Genomic DNA, 21,018 nt, shown 5'->3' with positions numbered 1-21,018 from the left:
GCAGCTAGAGAATCGCATTTCCGGGAATCCCTGTCAAGTGTGGGCACCAATCTGGTGAGTGGATTTCTTTTGCCTTCAACAAGGTGAAGGTGATGGAAACAGGAAGTGTGACGACGCCCTTTGGGCAGCGTCCGATGACGCTTGGCATGCTCGCGAGCCAGAAGGCAGCAAGCGAGCTTCAGGCTGATCAATCGGTCGACAAGTGGAAAATCTACAGGTCCCTGTGTGCAGCCAAGCCCTTGCTTGGAGTGACGGATCGCGCGCTTGCCGTCCTCAATGCACTGCTCAGCTTTTATCCGAAGAACGTCCTGTCGGAGGAAAACGGCCTGGTGGTCTTTCCGTCAAACGAACAGCTTTCGCTGCGCTCACACGGCATGGCGGAGCAGACGATCCGCCGCCACCTGGCGGTCCTGGTCGAATCGGGATTGATCATCCGCAAGGATAGCCCAAATGGCAAACGCTATGCCCGCAGGGCGAAAGAGGGTGAGGTCGCAGAGGCATTCGGCTTTTCATTGGCGCCGCTGATCGTGCGTGCCGAGGAGATCGAACGCCTCGCATCGGAAGTGGCGGCCGAGCGGCTACATATGCAGCGACTGCGTGAGCAACTCAGCCTTTGCCGCCGCGATGTGGCCAAGCTCATTGAGACCGCGATGGAGGAGCAGCTGGCAGGAGATTGGGAAACCGCGTTCGCCTATTTCAGGGAGCTGGTAGGTTCCATACCACGCACGGCGACGGCCGAGCAGCTTTCAACTGCACTCGAAACGATGGAAACGCTGAGAGACGACATCACTAGCAGACTGGAAACATTGCTAAAAGCAAAGAAACCGAGCGGCAATCACGATCAAAATGAGCGTCACATACATAATTCAAACCCCGACTCTACTTTTGATCTTGAACCAGCTTTCGAAACGAAGCAGGGGGCAAACTCGGAACTCATGATTGAGCCGAAAGCCGTGGCGTCGACGCGGAAACAGAAAAGTGACGCCGGACGCATAGCCAGGGTTCAGAGCGAGGCGGCCAACGATCGCCCGGACCTGAAATCCTTCCCCCTCGGGCTGGTCCTCCAGGCTTGCCCCGACATGGTGAGCTACGGCCCGAGTGGTTCGATTGCAAACTGGCGAGACTTGATGGCGGCTGCGGTTGTTGTGCGGGGCATGCTCGGTGTAAGCGAGTCGGCCTACGAGGAGGCCGCTGCCACGATGGGACCCGAGAACGCCGCCACGGTCATGGCGTGCATCCTCGAACGTGGCGGGCATATCAACTCCGCGGGTGGTTATCTGCGAGACCTGACCCGTCGCGCCGAACGAGGTGAATTCTCGATCGGTCCGATGTTGATGTCGCTGGTGCGAGCGCGCGGCGGCGGAACACGTCGGGCGGGATAGCACGTTCATGCAAGCCTGACATTGTTTCGCTGCGGGTTTGGCCGGCCAACCGCGGCGCAATCTCCTCCAAGGTTTCTATGCTGTACTCGTCCGTCTCCTTCGGAAACTTGGCGACGGAGAGATGGCCGTGTTGGTCGATGACCGACGCCTTCGGCCGCGCACCTCCGAGGGAGGTGCCGGGCGCGAAGATGAGTTGAAGGTCTTCGTCGGTTTCCTCGTCCCGGAAAATCCGCTCGGTGAGCTGAAGCAGGCGGCCAAGCTCTACTCGGGCCGGCCCGCGGCTCTGACAGGTGCCTGGAAGATATCGTCGCCGATCCAGCGAAACCGCGGCGCGCCGAGCGCGTCTCATCTGCGACCCCGATCAGGTAGTCGCTTTCCGCGAGCGTGCGCACGGCGCGGCCCTCGCGATCGGCAAAGCGATGCTCGGTGCGCTGCATGAGGCGGCGGCCCCACGTATCTGGCGAGGAGTCGCCGATCGAGCCGAAGGTTGCTAAATTAGTCCGACAGGAGGAGCGAAGGCGCCACGCGTCATTGCAAGCGCTGGCTCCATCGAGAAGCGGTGCGAATCCTCAAGCCATGTATCTTCGTACTCGAAAAGAATTGTTTCCGCGCCGCGAACGCGATTGCTCCTCGCCAATCCGATCGGGCGCGTGCGACCAATCAGATCGATGTGCACCTCGAAGTCAGCCAGCGTGGGGCGATCCGGTTGGCCGCTTAAGATGAACGCGCTTGGGCAGATCGGCACTGGCCAATGCCTGTCCAACAATGTCGTTGCTGATGTCGGCGATTTGCCCCAGACCTTCGAGCAAACCGAGGGCCTGAAGGGCGCCAGCATAGATGCCGATGCTGACATTGGTGTCGCCGGCTTTGACCCTTTGCAGGGTAGAGCGGGATGTGAAAGCACGCTGCGCCACGACCGCCATTGTCAGTTTGCGACGGCGGCGGGCGTCGTGGATATCCGCGCCGAGCTTCCGCAGGCCGCGGCGCACGGCCGCTGGTGGGTTATGGGGAGTAGGCATTTGAAACCTTCGCGCAACAGATTGGAAGGATATGTAGCACGAAGATTACAATTTTTCGGGCCGTGATTGGAATCTGTCGTGGCGTTTCCCGGCAGTGGAAACTACCTGGGTGAGGTTGGCGGACGTCTCACCCTAATTTACAAACTGCCTGCAAGTTGATCGCCGACCACATAAACCGCTGCATTATCCTACACCTCGCGTAGCCCCTTGTAGGACGCGTGTCTCAGCTTGCCGTCCTGTGTCCGGGCGCGATACTCGATCTCGGCAATTAGCGTCGGCTCGACCCATAGGAGGTTCTTTCGACGCCCGTCCTATTTCACCGGCGGCGTCTTGCGCTTTATGCGTTCGAGCGCCTTACGGCGTGATCAAATTGGCATGGTTCGCGATCGTCCTTCATCCACAGACTGCCGCGCAATCGAATGTGCGAAGACCTGGGCGGTGTCGACGGCAAGTGCCCTTGAGGGGAAAAGGGCGACATGGGGCGCAAATCGCCTCGCCCAGTCTAACGCGGCGTGTCGACCGCCGCCCCGATTGCGATCAGGTCCTTGGCAAGGGCTTCCGGGGAACGCTGGCCGCCAGGCCAGTCGAATAACCGGATGTCTGCAGATCGCGAGGTTCTGCTTGAGGTGAGCAGAGGGACGCGTCGCTGTCAGGCGAGATTGGGAGGAGATACGGGCACTCGTCTGGATCCGGAAAAAAATGATCAACCGCTTCATGAGCGAGGCAGTTGCCATTCGGCCCTGCCCGTGGTCTCGGGCATTCGTTGGGGCGGAAGTGGCAAGTTCCTTTGTCCTCTGGATGACCGAGCCGTGTCGTCATCGGTTCCGCGCTCCCCGTTTCGTTCCACCAGGCAATGTGGGGCCCATGGCACTGCATGAGGCGGGCCTCAGGCAGCGTCCGAGCTTTGCAGCGCGGCTGCGACCGAACGGCACAGGCGGATAAACATATATTGCCAATATATCTTAGGATGGTTACGTGACCTTTGTCGACGGACCAAATTTTGGAGATCATGATGACGCAAACATTGACCGAGGCCACGAAGGCAATTGTCCGCGCAACAGCGCCTGCCCTCGCAAGTCACGGGACTGAAATCACGGCGGCCATGTATAAGCGGCTGTTTGAGAATGCCGAGGTCCGCAACCTGTTCAACCAGTCGAACCAGGGAGAAGGCGGGCGCCAGACGAAGGCGTTGGCGCAGGCGATCCTCGCTTACGCCCAGAACATTGACAACCTGGCCGTACTCACCTCCGCTGTTGAACGGATCGCCCAAAAACACGTCGGCCTGCACATCCGGCCCGAGCATTATCCCCATGTAGCGACGGCCCTCCTGAATGCGATCAAGGATGTCCTCGGCGAGGCGGCGACGGATGAGATCCTCAATGGATGGGGCGAGGCCTTCTGGTTTCTGGCCAATATTCTGATCGAACGTGAAGGACAGATTTATAATAGTCTTCAAGCGTCCGAAGGCGGCTGGAATGGATGGAGGCAGTTTGCCGTCGTGTCAAAGCGCCCGGAGAGCGACATCATCACATCGTTCGTGCTGCGACCGGTTGATGGCGGGGCGGTGATCAGTCATCGGCCTGGTCAGTATCTGACATTTCGGTTCGATATTCCGGGTCTTCCTCCGCAGCATCGAAACTACAGCATTTCTTCTGCCCCCAATGCCGAGAGCTACCGCATCTCGGTCAAGCGAGAGACGCATGGGCTGGTATCAAGGTTCCTTCATGATCAGGTTGAGGAAGGCGCGGTCATCGAGGTTGCCCCTCCTACGGGAGATTTCCATCTGCCGACTGGGCAGGAAAGGCCCGTGGTGTTGCTGAGCGGCGGTGTCGGTCTGACGCCGATGGTGAGCATGCTGGAGACCATTGCAAACGATGGACGCAACGTTCCCGTGCATTACGTCCATGGTGCCGAGAACGGTCGTGTCCATGCGATGGGATCGCACGTCCGCGATATTGCCAAGGACCGGGAGCATCTCAAGACGACAATTTTCTACGGAAGCCCGCATGCGCAGGATCAGAGGGGCGTTCACTTCGACCACGATGGCCTCATCACAGTTGAATGGCTGGCAAGGAACACGCCGATCGCAGAGGCCGACTTCTATCTCTGCGGCCCGCGGCCCTTTCTCGCCGTCTTTGTGAACGGGCTCGCAAAGGCCGGTGTCCCGCAGGATCGTATTCACTACGAGTTCTTCGGTCCGGCCGACGAACTCGCTGCTGCATAGGTTTTCGGAAATGCAAGGCGACCGGCGACGGCCGCCTTGCTATTTGATATACGTTGCCGATATCTTTTATGCGATTGCGCCGATTTTTCCGGGAGGATCTGGTGATGCGTTTGACCGTTTACTCCGACTACGCGTTGCGGCTCATGATGTATCTTGCGCTCAAGGGAGAGCGGCTGTCGACGATTGCGGAAATCGCCGAAGCCTATGATATTTCAAAGGCGCATCTGATGAAGATCACCCACGAACTCGGGCAAAAGGGCCTGATCGACACTGTACGAGGTCGTCACGGCGGCATGCGGCTCGCACGTGCCGTCGAACAGATCGGCGTCGGTGAGATCGTGCGGGCCTGCGAACCCGACTTTGCGATCGTGCCGTGCATGGAAATTGGTACCGAGATTGTCTGTGTCGTGCAGCCTGCGTGCGTATTGAAGAGGGCGCTCGCTTCGGCGGCTGCGGCATTTCTCGATGTGCTCGATGGCTACACGCTTGCCGACCTGACGCGACCAGCCGTACCATTGCGCCGCCTGCTCGCGCTGCCGGAGGCGGAAGCCCACGCAGGGCACCCGGGATGACAACAGGATCGCAAGGACCGATTGCTCGGCAGAAGCACTCCGGATTATATCGCCATCGTCGGACGGGACGGCATCGCCATGGCGGCGCAAGGCTGCAATAACCCGACGACGCTTGGTCTCGACCACGCGGCCTTCATCGATGCAGTCGTGGGAGCTTGTCGAGTGCTATGCTCAGCTGGAAGGCCGGCAGCATCACCCTCACCTTCGCGGACCGTTGGGGCTCGACGTCGAGAAACGTCTCCCGCGGCATTGTTTCAGAGACGAAATTTACGCCTGGCGAGATCGCGTGATCACCAGATCTTCGGCTTCTTCTTGGCTCATATTGAGCACCGTCCTGCCCGTTTCGTAGCTGAAGCCATTGCGGCCGAAGGCCGCCATTTCCTTTGCGCTGCGCTCCCGATCGACATCGCCACGACGAAACGGTCCGAAGCCACGCTTGCGCGCAAAATGCACGGCTGCGAGCAGTTCATCCGCCTCATCAAGTGCGGCAGTAATGACTTCTTGATCGACGCCCTTTTGTGTAAGGGTCTGAGCGATGCGCCGTTTCGAACGGCCACTGCGAACACCAGAGCGCGTGCTGATCTCGGCATAGCTGATATCGTTCAGGCCGCCATTATCATAGGCGAAGGTCACGGCCGATTCTGCAACCGCTCTGAGCTGCATTTCGGTGATGTTTTCGAATTTGTCCTTCGCCTTCCGGATGATGGCATCGTACAGCTGTCTTTCGGTCATCATTCGCCGCTCGAGCCGATAGATGGTGGAGTTTCGGGCCCAACTCAGCATCCGTGCACTGGGAACGTCTGATGGTGCTTCATCATTGCTCACGATTCAGTCGCGCCCTTGGAGCTCACCTGTGAGAGAAGCCAGGTCGTGAACGCCACGCCGAGGGCATGTTCGCGCTTACCGTCTGGCATCACGACATAATAGCTGTTTTCCGTCGCCATCGGCCGGTCAAAGACGATTTGCAGCTTTCCAGCACTCAACTCTTGTTCGATGAGATAGAGCGGTAGAAGCGCGAACCCCATCGCCATCGTAGCCGCCTCGATGATCATCGAAAACTGGTCGAACCGATTGCCGCGATAGGAAGGATCTGCGACGACGTCGCAAAATTCGAACCATTGGCGCCAGAGTCGCGGGCGTGTAGCGAGGTGCAGCAGGGGCCTGCGCATGAGGTCGGCCGGGGTTGCAACTGGATCCGCTTGTAAAAGGGTTGGGCTGGCAACGGGAACGATCTTCTCGTCGCAAAGGAAGGTGCAGGTCGCCCCTGCCCAGATTGGCTGGCCGTAATGGATGGCGAGATCGACGTTTTCCTGCTCGAAATCGAAAGGCTCGGTGCGCGATGCTATGTCAACGAGGGAGCCGGGATGGGCAGCCAGGAAGTTCGGCAGCCGAGGCGTCAGCCAACGACTGCCGAACGTCGGCAAGGTCGCAATCGAAAGCGTCGCAGTCGCATCGGCGCCCGATGCCGCACGGATCATCATCTCTTCTGTCTGATGGAGGAGCCGCCTTGCCTCAGGCAGCAGCCTTCGTCCGGCTTCCGACAGGATTGCCCGCTGGCGGACGCGTTCAAACAGAAGGACCCCCAACTGGGTTTCCAGATCCTTGATCTGGCGGCTGATGGCGCTTTGCGTCAGATGAAGTTCAAGAGCGGCGCGCGTGAAATTGCCGTGTCGGGCGGCAGATTCAAAAGACTGCAGCGTTGTCAGGTCGGGCGTCAGCTTTCGGGGCAAAGTCATTCCAAAACCGCATCATCTAAGCTTGATTTATTGTTATTCATGTACTCCACGCGCGATATGATCGCAATCCAGAATGAACTCTTCCAACTATGGCGCGTGAGGCAATAAATGTTGACCAGAAGTTTCGTTTCCTCCTGCAGCATCCGCTCTGCATTCTCGGCGGCAATGTCGGCCATGTATCGCACCGAGGTGCCCGCTTACGGCACCCTGATGGACATTGTTGCAAAAGTGAATGAGGCCACGCTTGCAGCCGATCCAGCCCTCAGGCGCAGGTTGGAAGAAACGGATTGCCTCGAGCGTGTTTCCGAAGAGCGCCACGGCGCCATCCGTCTCGGAACTGCCGACGAACTTGCGATGATGAGACGCGTCTTTGCCGTCATGGGCATGTTCCCGGTCGGCTATTACGATCTCAGCGAGGCAGGCGTACCAGTCCATTCCACCGCTTTCCGCCCGGTCGGCGATGTAGCGCTGAAGCGCAACCCTTTCCGTGTTTTCACCTCGCTACTGCGCCTCGACCTGATTGCCGACGAAGAACTGCGCGCCGAAGCCGAGACGGTCCTGCAGAAGCGTCATATCTTTACTGCTGGCGCCATCGAACTGACTGAAAGGGCCGAGCGCGAGGGCGGTCTAGGCGAGGACGATGCCAAGCGCTTCGTCGCAGAAGTGCTGGAGACTTTCCGCTGGCATCATCAGGCGAACGTTGATCTCGCCATGTATAGGCGCTTGCATGATGCGCACCGGCTTATAGCCGACGTTGTCTCGTTCAAGGGACCGCACATCAATCACCTGACGCCCCGCACGCTTGATATCGACGACGTGCAGCGGCTGATGCCGGAATATGGCATTGCGCCGAAGGCAGTTGTCGAAGGTCCGCCGAGCCGTCGTTGCGCGATTCTGCTGCGGCAGACGTCGTTCAAGGCCCTCGAGGAAGCCGTCTCTTTCAAGGATGCTGGCGGGAACTGGCAGCAGGGCACGCATACCGCGCGTTTTGGGGAGATTGAGAGCCGCGGTATCGCCCTGACACCGAAGGGCCGCGCCCTCTACGACAAGCTCCTGACGGATTCGCGCAAGGTCGTGCGGCCCGCAGCCGATGGCTCGAACGCTGCGGCTTACGAAAAAGCACTCGCCGAGGCTTTCGCGCCTTTCCCGGACAGCTGGGCCGAAATTCGCGACCAGGGTCTTGGCTACTTCAGCTACTCACTCACGCCGAAGGGTCGGAGCGCGATTGCCTCGGCTGATGCCAGTGTCGATCAACTTGTGGCGGAAGGCCTCATCTGCTTCGACCCGATTGTCTACGAAGACTTCCTGCCCGTCAGTGCGGCGGGCATCTTCCAGTCCAACCTCGGGGACGAGGCTGCGCAGGAGTTCACTGCAAGCCCCAATCAGCAGCGCTTCGAGCGGGACCTCGGCGCCTCGGTTCTCAACGAATTCGATCACTATGCTGATATCGAGGCGCAATCAATCGCCGAATGCCAGGCCCTTCTGACCGCGGCGCAGGCGGCCGAGTAGGCCAACAGACCGAACCAGCAACCATTCAAAACGTCAAAGAGTGCACAAATGACCATCGCAGCAAGAACAGTGAATGTGGCCCACGAAGCCGTCGGGCTTCTCGACAAGATCGGCGTCGACAAGGCGCTCTACACCGGCGGCGACCTGGCCTCCTACAGCCCGGTCACGGGCGAGCAGCTCGCGGCTTTGAAGACAGACAGCCAGGACGCGGCGGGCGCCAAGATCGACAAGGCTGCGCGTGCATTCCAGACCTGGCGCCTTGTCCCGGCGCCGAAGCGCGGTGAGCTTGTCCGCCTCCTGGGCGAAGAGTTGCGTGCCGTCAAGACGGAGCTTGGCCGACTGGTATCGATCGAAGCCGGCAAGATTCCGTCCGAAGGCCTGGGGGAAGTACAGGAGATGATCGACATCTGCGATTTCGCGGTCGGTCTTTCCCGCCAGCTCTATGGTCTGACCATCGCAACCGAACGGCCGGGGCATCGAATGATGGAAACCTAGCATCCCCTCGGTGTTGTCGGTGTCATCTCCGCCTTCAACTTTCCTGTCGCAGTCTGGGCCTGGAACGCTGCTCTGGCGCTGGTCTGCGGCAACGCGGTCGTCTGGAAGCCTTCCGAAAAGACGCCCCTGACCGCACTTGCATCGCAGGCCATCCTGCAGCGCGCCATTGCCCGCTTCGGTGATGCGCCAGAGGGTCTGAGCGAAGTGTTGATCGGCGACCGTGCGATCGGCGAGGTCCTGGTCGACCATCCGAAGGTGCCGGTGGTTTCGGCGACGGGTTCCACACGTATGGGACGGGAAGTCGGTCCTCGACTTGCTCGCCGCTTTGCCCGTTCGATCCTGGAACTCGGGGGCAACAATGCCGGCATTGTCTGCCCGTCTGCCGATCTCGACATGGCGCTGCGCGCAATTGCCTTCGGGGCAATGGGCACGGCCGGCCAGCGCTGCACGACACTTCGCCGCCTGTTCGTCCACGAGAGTGTTTATGATCAACTCGTACCGCGCCTGAAAAAGGCCTATGCCAATGTCTCTGTCGGCAATCCGCTTGAAAGCACGGCTCTGGTCGGTCCCCTGATCGACAAGCTTGCCTTCGACAATATGCAAAAGGCGATCGGCGAGGCGAAAGCCCATGGTGGCACGGTCAACGGCGGTGAGCGCGTCGCGATGCCCCACGACAAGGCCTATTACGTCAAGCCGGCGCTGGTGGAAATGCCGTCGCAGGTCGGGCCGGTGCTGGAAGAGACCTTCGCGCCGATCCTCTACGTGATGAAATACTCCGACTTCGACAGCGCTATCGAAGACCACAATGCCGTCGGCGCGGGGCTTTCCTCGTCGATCTTCACGCTGGACCTGCGTGAAGCGGAGCGCTTCCTGTCAGCCGATGGATCCGATTGCGGTATTGCAAACGTCAACATCGGAACATCAGGCGCTGAAATCGGTGGCGCATTCGGTGGCGAGAAGGAGACCGGTGGTGGCCGCGAGTCCGGTTCGGATGCGTGGAAGGCCTACATGCGCCGTGCAACCAACACGATCAACTATTCCAAGGCTCTGCCGCTGGCGCAGGGCGTTTCCTTCGAGATCGAATAGGTGTTGCCATGACGATCGATGTGAAGATTGAAGAGGCGGGCTTTCGTCCCGCCTCGAGGATATCTGCCATAGGCGTCTCGGAGATCCTGCAGATCGGGGCGCGCGCCGCTGCCATGAAACGGGACGGCAAGCCGGTTATCATCCTTGGAGCCGGTGAGCCTGATTTTGAAACGCCAGACCATGTCAAGCAGGCTGCATGGGACGCAATGCAGCGCGGCGACACAAAATACACGGCGCTCGACGGCACGCCGGCGTTGAAGGAAGCAATCCGCACCAAGTTTCAGCGCGAGAACGAAGTTTCCTTCGAGGTTGGCGAGATAACCGTTGCCACCGGCGCCAAGCAGATCCTCTTCAACGCGATGATGGCAACCGTCGATCCCGGCGACGAGATTATCATTCCCACGCCCTACTGGACGTCCTATTCCGATATCGTTCAGATCTGCGAAGGCAAGCCAGTGCTTGTCCCATGCGATGCCGAGAGCGGCTTCCGGCTGACCGCCGAAAAACTCGAAGCGGCGATCACGCCGCGGACGCGTTGGCTGCTGCTGAATTCGCCGTCCAATCCGTCCGGTGCGGCCTATAGCGCAAAGGACTATCGCCCGTTGCTGGATGTACTGCTCAGGCATCCGCATGTCTGGTTGATGGTCGACGATATGTATGAGCACATCGTCTATGACGATTTTCGGTTCGTCACGCCGTTGCAGCTGGAGCCGCGCCTGCGTGAGCGCACGCTGACGATCAACGGCGTCTCCAAGGCCTATGCGATGACCGGGTGGCGTATCGGCTATGCAGGTGGCCCGAAGGCGCTTATCAAGGCTATGGCCGTGGTGCAGAGCCAGGCAACGTCCTGCCCATCTTCGATCAGCCAGGCTGCCGCCGTTGCCGCACTCAACGGGCCGCAGGATTTTCTTGCCGAGCGAACGCAGAGCTTCAAGCGGCGCCGCGATCTCGTCGTTTCCGGTCTGAATGCAATTGATGGTCTCGATTGCCGCGTTCCCGAGGGCGCCTTTTATACCTTCTCCGGATGTGGCGGCATTCTCGGCCGGACTGCCCCAGGCGGCCGCAAGATCACGTCGGACAGCGAGTTTTGCGCCTATCTGCTCGAGGAGGCGAATGTCGCTGTCGTTCCGGGCTCGGCCTTCGGCCTGTCGCCGTATTTCAGGATCTCCTACGCTTCAGCGGAAGCGGACCTGAAGGAAGCCCTGGAGCGAACCGCAGCGGCTTGCAGGCGGCTCGGCTGATTGTCTGAGCGAGAGAGGGGCGCCATTTTCCCGCCACAAGGCAAAGTGAATTGAGTTTGGCTTTCGTTGCCAGGCAGACAACGCAAAAGCGCCCGGATCATTTCCGGGCGCTTTTTCTTGTCCGCTTTGATCGGACGATCAGCCGGCGATCTTTTCGCCGTACGCCTTCTGCGCATAGTGGTGGCCGAAGCGGCTGTCGAGGAATGCGTCGAGACCAATATCTTCCTGGCGGATGAAACCCTTGCCAGGCAACTCACCCTTGGCCAGCATGTCGAGCACGGCGCAGATGCTGCAGGCGGTGGTGATCTGGATCGCACTCATCATGCGGCCGGCGACAACAGCGCTGTAGACCTTGTTGGCATAGGTTTCCTGCACGAGACGGCCGTTCTTCCAACCGGACACAGTGACGAAGACGATGACGACGTCCTGCATCGTGGACGGCAAGGCGTGCTCGAGGATGTCCTTGAGAACTTCGCGGCGATGACGAAGGCCGAGGTCGCTCAGCAATGCCTTCATGATCGCGGCGTGGCCGGGATAGCGGATCGTACGATAGTTCAGCGTGCGAACCTTGCCCTTCAGCGTCTCACACAGCGTGCCGAGACCGCCGGAGGTATTGAAGGCCTCGTAGGTTACGCCGTCGAGGGAGAACTCTTCCCGCTCTTCCAGAGCCGGCACTTCGATGAGCTGGCCGTCGACGATCGCCTCGCAGGGCTCGATGTACTCGTTGATGACGCCGTCGGTGCTCCAGGTCAGGTTGTAGTTCAAGGCATTCGAGGGATACTGCGGCAAGGCGCCGACGCGCATGCGAACACTGTCGAGCTTGTCGAAGCGGCTCGCAAGATCGTTGGCGACGATCGAGATGAAGCCCGGCGCCAGGCCGCATTGCGGTATGAACGCGGTGGATGCACCGGCGGCAATGGCCTTGACGCGGCGGGTGGATTCGACGTCTTCGGTCAGATCGAGGTAGTGCACGCCGGCTTCGGCCGCAGCCTCGGCGATGGCAATCGTCAGATGGAACGGTGCGGCACTCAGCACGGCAAACTTGCCGGAAAGGAGTTTGACCAAGGCTGCGTGGTCGGCAATGTCCACTTCCGCCAGGCTGAGCCCGGCGTTGGCCTCCATGTGATCCAGCTGTTGCTTGCTGCGGTCGGCAAGCGTGACGTGGTAGTCGCCGGAATGGATGAGAAGACGGGCGATCGTCGAGCCGATCTTGCCAGCGCCGATGACGACAATGTTTTTCATATGCGTTCCCTCATATTGGTTCGAGAAATCTTTATGCCCCCTTTATTCCTGTCGGTTTGGTTGATTCACAGCGCGAGAATGATAAAATCGACCGGAATTCTTTGGCATATCGCCGTCTGGATTGATCAATATGACGATGAGTGACAAGGATCGGCAGCTTCTGTCGATTCTCAGCGAAAACGCCCGGATGCCGACCGCCATGCTGGCCCGCAAGCTCGGCCTGTCGCGCACAACAGTGCAGGCCAAGATCGAGCGCCTGGAGCGCGACGGCGTCATAGCAGGCTATGGCGTGCGGCTATCGGATAACTTCGAGAGCGGTCAGATAAAAGCCCACGTGCTGATCACCCTTGCTGCCAAGGCGCTCGGACGCGTCACCCAAGAGCTGCAGGCCATTGCGGACGTCCGCTCGGTCCATTCGGTCAGCGGTAGCTTCGACATGATCGCAATCGTGGCCGCCGACTCGATCAGCGAGCTCGATACCGCCATCGACAAGATTGGGGATATCGACGGCGTGGAGAAAACCCTCTCTTCGATCATCCTGTCGACGCGCATCAACCGCTAAGGGGCACCTGCAGTTCGGACTCGGCCTGAATGTCGGAAGCACTAGACGCGGTAGGTGACGGCCGCCCCGGTGAGACCAGCACCGGCTGCTGCAAGAAGAAGGGTTTCACCCTCCCTGAGAGGCCGGGCGGCTGCATCCAGCGACAAGGTGAGCGGGATCGTCGCGGCGGAAGAGTTTCCGAACCGGTCCAGCGAGCAGACGGTCCGTTCGGGCCCGATCCCGAGATTGGTTGCAACTGCCTGAAATATCCGGACATTGGCCTGGTGCGGTACAAATCGGGTGATCGCTGCAGCTTCCACGCCAACCATGTCGAGCGTCCGCTGCGAGGCGGTGCTCATCATCTCGACCGCCCGGGAAAACACCTCACGCCCGTCTCGCATCGTCATCAGATAGTCCGTGGCGACGCGCCCCGGCGCGAAGGGCTTGTTGCTGCCGCCGGCGACAATCGAGATCAGGTCGTAGTTGCTGCCCTCGGAGCAGAGTTCAGTGCCGAGAATTCCGATGGAAGGATCGCTGGAGGGCGTCAGCACGACTGCGCCCGCCGCGTCAGCAAACAATACGCAACTGGCTCGCTCGGCCGGATTGATGCGGCGACTGAGAATATTGGCGGCAACGACAAGAACCGGCCTCCCCTGGGTGCGAACGAAAGCGTCGGCCAGTGTCAGGGCATAAAGAAAACCGGAGCAGGCGCCGGCCAGGTCGATCGCGCCACAGTGCTCTAGTGCAAGCCTGTGTGCCACGAGTGGCGCCGTCGGTGGCAGCAGCTGATCCGGCGTGGAGGTTGCCAGGAGCATCAGGCCGACCTCGGATCGATCGATCCCGGCGTTGTCGAGGGCCATGGCTCCGGCTTCGGTGGCGAGGCCGCTGAGGGTGTCGCCCTCTTCTGCCCAGTATCGGGTGCGGATCCCGGTGCGACGCTCGATCCAACCGGTTTCGAGCCCGAGGGATTGCTCGATTTCGGCGTTTTCGACACAGCGACCCGGAACAGCGTGCCCAAAGCCTGCGATGCGCGCGGAGCGGACCTTCGTCATGCTGCCGTTCCGATCAGTTTGTCCGCTGCCTCGTCTATGGCGTCATAAAGGCGATCGATTTCGGCTTCCGACACGCAATAAGGTGGCATGAGGTAGATGACGTTTCCAAGTGGGCGGATGAGGAGGTTGCGGTCGCGGAAGAAGCTGCGCAAGTGCGGTCCTATGTCGGCTAAATATCCTTCCGAGCGGACAGCCATGTCCAGCGCCGCAATGGTGCCGGTCTGGCGGACGTTCATGAAGCGCCGATCATTGGCAAAGCGTCGCAGCGCCTTCTCGTGCAGGGCAGTGAGGCGATCTATGCGCGCCTGAACCGGCTCGTTTGCCCAGATCTCCAGGTTGGCGACCGCTGCCGCGCATGCAATCGGGTTGGCAGTGTAGGAACTCGAATGGAAGAAGGTCTTGCGGCGGTCGGTGGAAACATGCGCGTCAAAGATCTCGCTTGTGCAAAGTGTGGCAGCGAGCGGCATGGCGCCCCCGGTCAGTCCTTTTGATGTGCAGAGGATATCCGGACAAATACCTGCCTGATTGCAGGCAAACAGGGTGCCTGTCCTGCCCCAGCCGGTCATCACTTCGTCTGCGATGAAAAGCACATCGTGGGAGCGGGCGATCTCCCTGAGCTTGCCGAGCAAGGATGGCTCGAAGATCTTCATGCCGCCGGCGCCAAGTACCAGTGGCTCAATCAACAAAGCCGCGACCTGACCGGAGCAACAAAGGAGGTGAAAGGCATCAAGCGTCTGTTGCTGCGAACCGGGCTCCGGAAAGGCAAGTCGATCGACGCCAAACAGCAGAGGCTCGTAAGCGGCATTGAAGACGCCCCTTTCGCCGACGGACATCGCTCCGATCGTGTCGCCATGATAACCGTGCTCCATGACGACGATCCGATCGCGGCGCCTGCCGGTGTTGTGGAAGAAGCCAAGCGCCATCTTCAACGCAACCTCGACCGCCGTCGACCCGCTGTCCGAATAGAAGACGTGCTCAAGCCCGGCCGGACTTACCTTGATCAGACCACGGGCGAGGTCTTCGGCAGGGGCATGCGTGTATTCGGCGAAGATGACCTGGTCATAACTGTCAGTCGCACGGCGGATCGCCTCCATGATCGTCGGATGCCGATGCCCGTGGGTGATGACCCACCATGAGGAGATCGCATCAAGAATGCGACTGCCGGCTTCGTCGATCAGATAGGCGCCTTCCGTCTCTATGACCTTTTTCATCGGCGGCTCGAGGCCGTGCTGTGTGAATGGATGCCATACAGGGGAGCGCGTCATGACTTTGAACTCCGAAAGACCGACACATCGAAGCCGCGATGAAAGGCTGCCATCAGGCCGTCGTGGGTAAGCGGGTTGGTCGGCTCCAGCCGTCCCAATTCCCGAGCACCACTCATGTGGATGATGATCCTCTGGGTGTCGGCGTTTTCCTTGCCCATAAAGGCAATGCCGAAGATGGGCACACATCGGCGCTGCAGCGCTTCTACGGATAGCAGCGTATGGTTGATGGTACCGAGCGAGGTTCTGGCGCACAGGATGACGGGTGCCTGCCAGCGAGCGAAGATATCGGCAAACAGGATTCCTGATGTCAGTGGAACGAGAACGCCACCAGCGCCCTCAATGACAAGCGGATGCGGGAGCGCCGGCAGTTCAAGCGCGCCGGGTTCGATCGTCACGTGATCAAGCGCTGCTGCGTGGTGGGGGGATGCTGGTGTCTTTAGCCGGTAGGCCTCGGGGAGAATCCGTTCGGCCGGAACATTGCCCAGTCGGGCGACCGTTTCTGCGTCGGTCTCCTCGTCCAGTCCCGACTGGACAGGTTTCCAGTAATGCCCTTTGAGTGCGCAGGTTAATGCAGCAGCGAAAACAGTCTTGCCGATGCCGGTGTCAGTGCCGGTGACGACGAAGCGCGACGTCATTGCTGCTCCTTTCGCATGACAACGGCCAGCCTCTCGAACAGCCGCGAAATTGTCTCCGGTTCGACGTTGAGGGTGATGGAGATGCGCAAACGCGCCGTGCCCTCTGCCACGGTTGGTGGGCGGATGGGTCTGACGTCGAAACCCTCGGTCCGCAAGCCTTCGGCGATCCGCACCGCGCGACGATTGTCGCCAACAAGAATGGGGAGGATCTGTGAGCCGCTGGATTGCATCCCGATCGTCCTTTCCATCTCGCGATTGGCAAGAGCGACAAGTCCGGCGAGCTTGTCGCGTCGCTCCGGTTCATCGTCGAGGGCTCTCAATGCCTCCCGGACTGTCGCAGCCATCAGCGGGGATGGTGCCGTTGAATAGATGAAGTTCCGGGCGCGATTGACGAGGAAATCGCAGAGGACTGCCGGCGCAAGGACAAGCGCGCCCGACGCACCAAGCGCCTTGCCGCAGGTGTGCAGGGTTATGCAGTTTTCTGGATGTCCCAGCCGCTCCGCCAGGCCGCGTCCTCCCTTTCCGAAGACCCCCGTCGCATGTGCCTCATCGATGACGAGGAAACCATCATGGAGCCTGGCAAGTTCGGCCAAATCGCGAAGCGGCGCGCGATCCCCGTCCATCGAGTAGAGACTTTCGACAGCGATCCAGGGTCGGCCCGTGCCGCCGGCTTTGCGCCATGCTCGGATGGCGTCGGCGACGGCGCTGACATCGTTGTGCGAGGTCGCGATCGATGCCGCCCGGCTGGCAGAAATCCCTTCATGAGCGCTGGCATGGATGAGCGCATCATGAACGATGATGTCCTGGCGCTGAGGCAAGGTTGAGAACAACGCCACATTGGCAGCATAACCATTGGCGAAGTAGAGCGCCCGTGCTGCCCCGAAATACGCGGCAGCCTCCCGCTCCAGCGCGTCATGCTCCGGGTGATTGCCGCGTAGCAGGCGCGAACCCCCGGCCCCCACTGCCACGCCGCGGTCCAATGCAGACCGAAGCGCATCTCCTAGCCGCTGCGATTGCGCAAGACCAAGGTAGTCGTTCGAGGCGAAATCCGCGCCGGAAGCGGCGACAAGGCTGCGGCTCCTTCCCTTGCGATCAAGGCCAGCGAGCTTGCGCTCATAGACTGCAAGGCCCCCGGCACTCACTCTGCCCGTTCCAGCTGTTCGGCCTTCAATCCCAGGCGGCGAAAGAGAGCCGTGTCGTGATCCTCACCGGGATTGTCCGCTGTCAGGAGGGTTTCGCCCACAAAGATGGAATTGGCGCCCGCAAAGAAACAGAGCGCCTGCATCTCGTCCGACATATCCGTTCGTCCCGCAGACAGGCGAACGTGGGATACGGGCATCAGGATGCGTGCCAGTGCAACCGTCCGAACGAACTCGATTGGATCGATCGGCTTTGCATTGGCGAGCTTTGAGCCGGGGATCGGGATCAGCATATTGATCGGAACGCTCTCTGGCGGCGCCGGAAGATTGGCAAGCGTGACAAGCATCGAGATCCGATCTTCTGTCGTCTCGCCCATTCCGAGAATGCCGCCGGCGCAGACCTTGATGCCGGCCTGGCGGACATTGGCAAGGGTATCAAGGCGATCTGCGAAGGTCCGGCTTGTGATGATCTCGCTATAGAAGCGCTCCGAGGTATCGATGTTGTGATTGTAATAGTCGAGGCCGGCATCCGCGAGCCTTGCCGATTGCTGCGGGGTCAGCATGCCGAGCGTCATGCAGGTCTCCATCCCGAGCGCCCGCACGCCCTCGACCATCGCGACGATCGAATCCATGTCCCGGTCCTTGGGGCTGCGCCAGGCGGCGCCCATGCAATAGCGCGTTGCACCCCCTTCCCTCGCCTTTCGCGCTTCGGAAAGTACGCGGTCGACCTCCATCAGTTTTGAAGCCTTGAGGCCGGTCGGATAATGGGCCGACTGGCTGCAATAGCCGCAGTCTTCGGCGCATCCGCCGGTCTTGACGGACAGGAGACGGCTCATCTGTACGGCATTGGGATCAAAATTGGCTCGATGGATGCCGTGGGCGCGAAAGAGAAGGTCGTTGAAAGGCAAATTATAGATAATTGTGGCGTCGGATGCGGTTAGATGCCCCCTGCTGCCTTTCATTGCGGCTGGACAGTCGGTATAAGGCTGCATTTGACTAAAACCTTTGCGCTTCGGGATATCAAGTCATAGATAGAAATCAAAATTATCTATAATAATTTCATACGACATTAGGCAAGTGCGTTTTTCAGTTTGTTCGCCTGAGGAAGCTTGGCGATCCGACTCAGGTGCTCCTGTGTCGGCTAGCGCCTGATTGGCTGACAGGCTTCGCGTTTTCGATGCCACTCTCAGAAATCAGGCTGCATTCCAGCGCGCAACAGGGATTGCGATCGCTCGGCCGATGCGCGTCGCTATTGTCCGAGCTCGGAGCGCAGGCTACCGCTGAACAGGAAACGCGCGGGGAGCAAGTGAGAACGGAGGCTAGCCGACGATTGCAAATCGCTCGCGAGCGGCATGCTGCATTCGCCGCGACGGGCCGCCGATCCATTGCACATGCCGCTCCAGCGCGGTCACGGCATTCTCGACCTTGCCGGCGCGAAGAAATGCGAGAATGCTGCGGTGGTCCGTATCGATTCGCGGTTCCCAGTCGGTGAGCCAGGTGGCGAACAAGAATCGGGCGCTCGCCGCATGCAGGTCGTCAATGGCAGAAAGCAGACGCGGCATTTCGCAGGGTTCGAGGATGAGCTTGTGAAACCTGCGATTGGCCTCTTCCCAGGTGCGAACGTCGCGCGCATTGTCGCCGTCGATCGTTGCCTGTTCGGCCTGGTCGAGACGCGAAGGCGTCAGGTGCTCTGCCGAGTGGCGCAGTGCAAGGCCCTCGAGGGCGGCGCGCATCTTTGCGACCTCCTGCACCTCCTTTAGATCGAATGAGGCAACACGAACGCCGCGGCGCGGTTCGCTGACGGCAAGGCCTTGCGCCTCCAGACGGCGCAGGGCCTCGCGCACGGGAACGTGCGAGGATCCGAATTCCTCGGCTATGTGGTCCTGCTTCAGTTTCGAGCCGGGCGGCAAGGCGCCCGTCACGATGCGCTCTGCGAGCGCGCGACTTATGCGTCCGGCTATCGTGTCGTCGTTATGAATAGTCATATTTTAGAGATAGTTCCTGGGCTCGATGCTGTCGAGGTGCGTATCACCGACTGTTGTGGATTTGTAGGTTGGCCCTGCGGCGGTTCCTGGCGGTTTTGACGCCATGCGGCAACGGTTGCAAAGTTCCGGCACGAAGATCGGCAATGCCAGGCCCTGATTGTTTGTCCATTCGACACCAAAGGTGGGGTCATCGCTGCGGAAGTTGTCTGGCCATGACGCGGGACAATCTCTTATTCGTCCAACGCCTTCTTGCAATGATTGTGTTGGATGCAGGGAAGCGCGGGACGACCGAAGGGTTCCTTGTCGGATATCGGGGTCACGGTCGGGCGTTGTCGCCAGGGTCCGTTTCGCACTGCGCGGTGAAGGCTTCCTCGTCGTTGGCGGTAACAGCCGCCGGCGCAGGCTTTGCGGCGTTTGCCTGTAGTCGGGGGACGCCACGCTCGGACGGCGGGCCGTGCCGGGCGGCGATGACATTTCGTCCTGGAAATGAAGACTTGGACACGCCAGATGGCGCGCTCGTGCGTATGATGGTGGCTTCACCGTTGCGTTTGCGGAGATTTTCTTGCCGATGAGCGGCGCGCGGGCTTGCGTCGTCTGAACGCCGCGACATGGCGGGCTGACCTCCTGTGGTCATGTCGGCACTGTGATTTGCGCGTGGTTGGTGTTGCACCTGCTGTCGCCTGTGTGAGGGCGTCGCACTTCGGGGGTGCGCGGGCCAGGCGTGAGGGCGGCCGCGTTACCCACAGGCGTTCGAGCGCCGGGCAAGATGAGAGGGCTTTTCGCGAAGAGCCGAGGTGGTGAGCGACAATGCGGTCGGCGCCTTCGGTGACGGTGGGTTGGTGCATGCAGGATGATTGACCGTTGTCGCAGGGCTTGGCTCGGACATGAACGGATCTGCGAATGGCCTTGCCAAGGCGCTGGGAGCTGTCTTCCTGTCTGGCGCTCGCATTGGCCGGAAGACCGTCCGGGGGGCAGCATCAGGAGATGCCCTGACCATCGGTTGCTGCCAGCCTCGCAGAGTCCGGGTTCGAGCGGAGTTCCCCGCGGGGAACAATGGGCCAGATGACGTGTCGTGCCGCTATCCACCGGCGCGAGGGGAAGTATCAGTTTGAAAGGAATCCTTGGCGGTGTCGCAGGGCTTTGCTCGGACATGAAGGGATCTGCGAATGGACATGCCAAAGCGCTGGGAGCTGTCTGCCTGTCTGGCGCTCGCATTGGCCGGAAGACCGTCGGGGAGCGGCATGAGGAGATGCCCTGACCATCGGTTGCTGCCAGCCTCGCAAGGTCCCGATCAAGCGGAGTTCCCCGCGGGGAACAATGGGCCAGATGACTGGTCGGGCGGCTATCCACCGGCGCGAGGGGAAGTATCGGTTCGACAGGAATCGTTGAGCGTCGTCGTAGGGCTTGCCTCGGACATGAAGGGATCTGCGACCGGAGTTGCCAAGTCCCTCGGCGTTGCCTGCCTGTCTCGCGCTCGCATTGGCCGCAAGATCGTGGGGACGCAGCATCAGGAGGTGCCCTGACCATCGGGTTGCTGCCAGCCTCGCAGGGTCCCGACCATGCGGAGTTCCCCGCGGGGAACAGTAGGGTCAGATCATTTGTCGCGCCGCTGATCCACCGGCATGAGGCGCAGAATCATTTCAGAATAGCCGCGCCGTGATTGGTGTGCCTTGGTGACAATTCCCGATGATCGGGCGATTGTTGTTGACAAAGCACGGTCTTGTCCGAGATTCTGTGGGCAGGTTTCAGCATTTGCGCCGCTCGCTGGAAGCGGCGCAAGGACATTTTTCTGGATGCCGCAGCCGTCATTGAGGCAATTTCAGCAGCATCCTTCGGCATTGGCTTCCCGCCCTGCAAATAGCATGTAGCGGAACCAAACGGGTCGTTGGCTGCCG

Annotated in this window: 19 protein-coding genes and 4 pseudogenes; 8 read left to right on the top strand and 15 right to left on the bottom strand. The window is 60.3% G+C overall.

Features of this window, described 5'->3' with window-relative positions:
* Positions 1–92: 92 nt before the first annotated feature.
* Positions 93–1,382 (top strand): plasmid replication protein RepC, encoded by a 1,290-nt coding sequence (gene repC / locus RHIBUN_RS0103020; protein WP_025658384.1) that lies wholly within the window; start codon positions 93–95, stop codon positions 1,380–1,382.
* A gap of 37 nt (positions 1,383–1,419) precedes the next feature.
* Here the strand turns inward: repC and RHIBUN_RS37175 are convergent.
* The 3 genes and pseudogenes from RHIBUN_RS37175 to RHIBUN_RS35060 form a co-directional block, all read right to left on the bottom strand.
* Positions 1,420–2,073 (bottom strand): annotated as a pseudogene (locus RHIBUN_RS37175) (type II toxin-antitoxin system HipA family toxin); the annotation flags it as partial.
* Positions 2,066–2,401 (bottom strand): helix-turn-helix transcriptional regulator, encoded by a 336-nt coding sequence (locus tag RHIBUN_RS0103005; RefSeq protein WP_025658381.1) that lies wholly within the window; start codon positions 2,399–2,401, stop codon positions 2,066–2,068. The gene RHIBUN_RS0103005 and the pseudogene RHIBUN_RS37175, both read right to left, overlap by 8 nt.
* A 188-nt stretch (positions 2,402–2,589) precedes the next feature.
* A pseudogene (locus tag RHIBUN_RS35060) lies at positions 2,590–2,760 on the bottom strand (ATP-dependent DNA ligase); the annotation flags it as partial.
* A gap of 653 nt (positions 2,761–3,413) precedes the next feature.
* Between RHIBUN_RS35060 and hmpA the strand changes: the two are divergent.
* The 3 genes and pseudogenes from hmpA to RHIBUN_RS37965 form a co-directional block, all read left to right on the top strand.
* A complete protein-coding gene (gene hmpA / locus RHIBUN_RS0103000; RefSeq protein ID WP_025658380.1) occupies positions 3,414–4,625 on the top strand; it encodes an NO-inducible flavohemoprotein in 1,212 nt (403 codons plus the stop codon).
* A gap of 104 nt (positions 4,626–4,729) precedes the next feature.
* Positions 4,730–5,197 (top strand): Rrf2 family transcriptional regulator, encoded by a 468-nt coding sequence (locus RHIBUN_RS0102995; protein WP_025658379.1) that lies wholly within the window; start codon positions 4,730–4,732, stop codon positions 5,195–5,197.
* 18 nt (positions 5,198–5,215) lie between these two features.
* Positions 5,216–5,427, top strand: a pseudogene (locus RHIBUN_RS37965) (LacI family transcriptional regulator); the annotation flags it as partial.
* A 37-nt stretch (positions 5,428–5,464) separates the two neighbouring features.
* On the opposite strand, the gene recX reads toward RHIBUN_RS37965, so the two are convergent.
* Genes recX through RHIBUN_RS36735 form a run of 3 tightly spaced genes read right to left on the bottom strand, consistent with a single transcriptional unit; the run spans position 5,465 to position 7,109 of the window.
* Positions 5,465–6,022, bottom strand: a complete 558-nt coding sequence (gene recX, locus RHIBUN_RS0102985; protein ID WP_025658378.1) for a recombination regulator RecX — start codon at positions 6,020–6,022, stop codon at positions 5,465–5,467.
* A complete protein-coding gene (locus tag RHIBUN_RS0102980) occupies positions 6,019–6,933 on the bottom strand; it encodes a LysR family transcriptional regulator (RefSeq protein ID WP_025658377.1) in 915 nt (304 codons plus the stop codon). The genes recX and RHIBUN_RS0102980 overlap by 4 nt, the downstream gene beginning before the upstream one ends.
* A complete protein-coding gene (locus RHIBUN_RS36735) occupies positions 6,930–7,109 on the bottom strand; it encodes a hypothetical protein (RefSeq protein ID WP_018855496.1) in 180 nt (59 codons plus the stop codon). Before RHIBUN_RS36735 ends, RHIBUN_RS0102980 begins: the two co-directional genes overlap by 4 nt.
* Here RHIBUN_RS36735 and RHIBUN_RS0102975 point away from each other — a divergent pair.
* The 3 genes and pseudogenes from RHIBUN_RS0102975 (at position 7,042) to RHIBUN_RS0102965 (ending at position 11,264) form a co-directional block, all read left to right on the top strand.
* Complete coding sequence (locus tag RHIBUN_RS0102975; protein ID WP_025658376.1) at positions 7,042–8,442, top strand: VOC family protein; 1,401 nt, start codon at positions 7,042–7,044, stop codon at positions 8,440–8,442. The two genes, RHIBUN_RS36735 and RHIBUN_RS0102975, sit on opposite strands and share 68 nt — an antisense overlap.
* A gap of 48 nt (positions 8,443–8,490) precedes the next feature.
* Positions 8,491–10,023: pseudogene (locus RHIBUN_RS33040) on the top strand (aldehyde dehydrogenase family protein).
* A gap of 8 nt (positions 10,024–10,031) precedes the next feature.
* Positions 10,032–11,264, top strand: a complete 1,233-nt coding sequence (locus tag RHIBUN_RS0102965; RefSeq protein WP_025658375.1) for a pyridoxal phosphate-dependent aminotransferase — start codon at positions 10,032–10,034, stop codon at positions 11,262–11,264.
* A gap of 138 nt (positions 11,265–11,402) precedes the next feature.
* On the opposite strand, the gene RHIBUN_RS0102960 is transcribed toward RHIBUN_RS0102965, so the two are convergent.
* Positions 11,403–12,506: a saccharopine dehydrogenase family protein gene (locus tag RHIBUN_RS0102960; RefSeq protein WP_025658374.1), complete on the bottom strand. Its 1,104-nt coding sequence runs from the start codon at positions 12,504–12,506 to the stop codon at positions 11,403–11,405.
* 130 nt (positions 12,507–12,636) lie between these two features.
* Between RHIBUN_RS0102960 and RHIBUN_RS0102955 the strand changes: the two genes are divergently transcribed.
* Positions 12,637–13,068, top strand: a complete 432-nt coding sequence (locus RHIBUN_RS0102955) for an Lrp/AsnC family transcriptional regulator (RefSeq protein WP_025658373.1) — start codon at positions 12,637–12,639, stop codon at positions 13,066–13,068.
* Between the two features lie 41 nt (positions 13,069–13,109).
* Here RHIBUN_RS0102955 and RHIBUN_RS0102950 read toward each other — a convergent pair whose 3' ends face one another.
* The 8 genes from RHIBUN_RS0102950 to RHIBUN_RS36270 form a co-directional block, all read right to left on the bottom strand.
* Positions 13,110–14,099, bottom strand: a complete 990-nt coding sequence (locus tag RHIBUN_RS0102950; protein WP_025658372.1) for a beta-ketoacyl-ACP synthase III — start codon at positions 14,097–14,099, stop codon at positions 13,110–13,112.
* Positions 14,096–15,364: an adenosylmethionine--8-amino-7-oxononanoate transaminase gene (locus RHIBUN_RS0102945; RefSeq protein WP_025658371.1), complete on the bottom strand. Its 1,269-nt coding sequence runs from the start codon at positions 15,362–15,364 to the stop codon at positions 14,096–14,098. Before RHIBUN_RS0102945 ends, RHIBUN_RS0102950 begins: the two co-directional genes overlap by 4 nt.
* Positions 15,361–15,999, bottom strand: a complete 639-nt coding sequence (gene bioD / locus RHIBUN_RS0102940) for a dethiobiotin synthase (protein WP_025658370.1) — start codon at positions 15,997–15,999, stop codon at positions 15,361–15,363. Before bioD ends, RHIBUN_RS0102945 begins: the two co-directional genes overlap by 4 nt.
* Complete coding sequence (locus RHIBUN_RS0102935; protein ID WP_025658369.1) at positions 15,996–17,141, bottom strand: 8-amino-7-oxononanoate synthase; 1,146 nt, start codon at positions 17,139–17,141, stop codon at positions 15,996–15,998. The genes bioD and RHIBUN_RS0102935 overlap by 4 nt, the downstream gene beginning before the upstream one ends.
* The gene (gene bioB, locus RHIBUN_RS0102930; RefSeq protein ID WP_037214818.1) at positions 17,138–18,100 is read right to left on the bottom strand and encodes a biotin synthase BioB; all 963 of its coding nucleotides are present in this window, start codon (positions 18,098–18,100) and stop codon (positions 17,138–17,140) included. Before bioB ends, RHIBUN_RS0102935 begins: the two co-directional genes overlap by 4 nt.
* A 357-nt stretch (positions 18,101–18,457) precedes the next feature.
* The gene (locus tag RHIBUN_RS0102925; protein WP_025658367.1) at positions 18,458–19,123 is read right to left on the bottom strand and encodes a GntR family transcriptional regulator; all 666 of its coding nucleotides are present in this window, start codon (positions 19,121–19,123) and stop codon (positions 18,458–18,460) included.
* 316 nt (positions 19,124–19,439) lie between these two features.
* On the bottom strand, positions 19,440–19,733 hold the full coding sequence (locus RHIBUN_RS0102920; RefSeq protein WP_025658366.1) for a hypothetical protein: 294 nt from the start codon (positions 19,731–19,733) through the stop codon (positions 19,440–19,442).
* A gap of 1,025 nt (positions 19,734–20,758) precedes the next feature.
* On the bottom strand, positions 20,759–20,962 hold the full coding sequence (locus RHIBUN_RS36270; protein ID WP_156932665.1) for a hypothetical protein: 204 nt from the start codon (positions 20,960–20,962) through the stop codon (positions 20,759–20,761).
* Positions 20,963–21,018: the final 56 nt, after the last annotated feature.

The sequence above is a fragment of the Rhizobium sp. IBUN genome (assembly GCF_000510625.1).
Classification (GTDB): Bacteria; Pseudomonadota; Alphaproteobacteria; order Rhizobiales; family Rhizobiaceae; genus Rhizobium; species Rhizobium altiplani.
The sequence above is the reverse complement of the archived record's forward strand: the minus strand, read 5'-3'. Positions and strand labels throughout refer to the sequence as shown.

Excerpts from the sequence above, each read along its gene's own strand:
- RHIBUN_RS0102955 (WP_025658373.1), top strand. The coding sequence starts at position 12,637 with ATGACGATGAGTGACAAGGATCGGCAGCTTCTGTCGATTCTCAGCGAA.
- RHIBUN_RS0102945 (WP_025658371.1), bottom strand. The coding sequence starts at position 15,364 with ATGACGCGCTCCCCTGTATGGCATCCATTCACACAGCACGGCCTCGAG.
- RHIBUN_RS36735 (WP_018855496.1), bottom strand. The coding sequence starts at position 7,109 with ATGGCCGACATTGCCGCCGAGAATGCAGAGCGGATGCTGCAGGAGGAA.
- RHIBUN_RS0102925 (WP_025658367.1), bottom strand. The coding sequence starts at position 19,123 with ATGACTATTCATAACGACGACACGATAGCCGGACGCATAAGTCGCGCG.
- RHIBUN_RS0102960 (WP_025658374.1), bottom strand. The coding sequence starts at position 12,506 with ATGAAAAACATTGTCGTCATCGGCGCTGGCAAGATCGGCTCGACGATC.
- bioB (WP_037214818.1), bottom strand. The coding sequence starts at position 18,100 with ATGAAAGGCAGCAGGGGGCATCTAACCGCATCCGACGCCACAATTATC.
- repC (WP_025658384.1), top strand. The coding sequence starts at position 93 with ATGGAAACAGGAAGTGTGACGACGCCCTTTGGGCAGCGTCCGATGACG.
- bioD (WP_025658370.1), bottom strand. The coding sequence starts at position 15,999 with ATGACGTCGCGCTTCGTCGTCACCGGCACTGACACCGGCATCGGCAAG.
- RHIBUN_RS0102965 (WP_025658375.1), top strand. The coding sequence starts at position 10,032 with ATGACGATCGATGTGAAGATTGAAGAGGCGGGCTTTCGTCCCGCCTCG.
- hmpA (WP_025658380.1), top strand. The coding sequence starts at position 3,414 with ATGACGCAAACATTGACCGAGGCCACGAAGGCAATTGTCCGCGCAACA.
- RHIBUN_RS0102920 (WP_025658366.1), bottom strand. The coding sequence starts at position 19,733 with ATGTCGCGGCGTTCAGACGACGCAAGCCCGCGCGCCGCTCATCGGCAA.
- RHIBUN_RS36270 (WP_156932665.1), bottom strand. The coding sequence starts at position 20,962 with ATGCCGAAGGATGCTGCTGAAATTGCCTCAATGACGGCTGCGGCATCC.
- RHIBUN_RS0102995 (WP_025658379.1), top strand. The coding sequence starts at position 4,730 with ATGCGTTTGACCGTTTACTCCGACTACGCGTTGCGGCTCATGATGTAT.
- RHIBUN_RS0102950 (WP_025658372.1), bottom strand. The coding sequence starts at position 14,099 with ATGACGAAGGTCCGCTCCGCGCGCATCGCAGGCTTTGGGCACGCTGTT.
- RHIBUN_RS0102980 (WP_025658377.1), bottom strand. The coding sequence starts at position 6,933 with ATGACTTTGCCCCGAAAGCTGACGCCCGACCTGACAACGCTGCAGTCT.
- RHIBUN_RS0102975 (WP_025658376.1), top strand. The coding sequence starts at position 7,042 with ATGTTGACCAGAAGTTTCGTTTCCTCCTGCAGCATCCGCTCTGCATTC.
- RHIBUN_RS0103005 (WP_025658381.1), bottom strand. The coding sequence starts at position 2,401 with ATGCCTACTCCCCATAACCCACCAGCGGCCGTGCGCCGCGGCCTGCGG.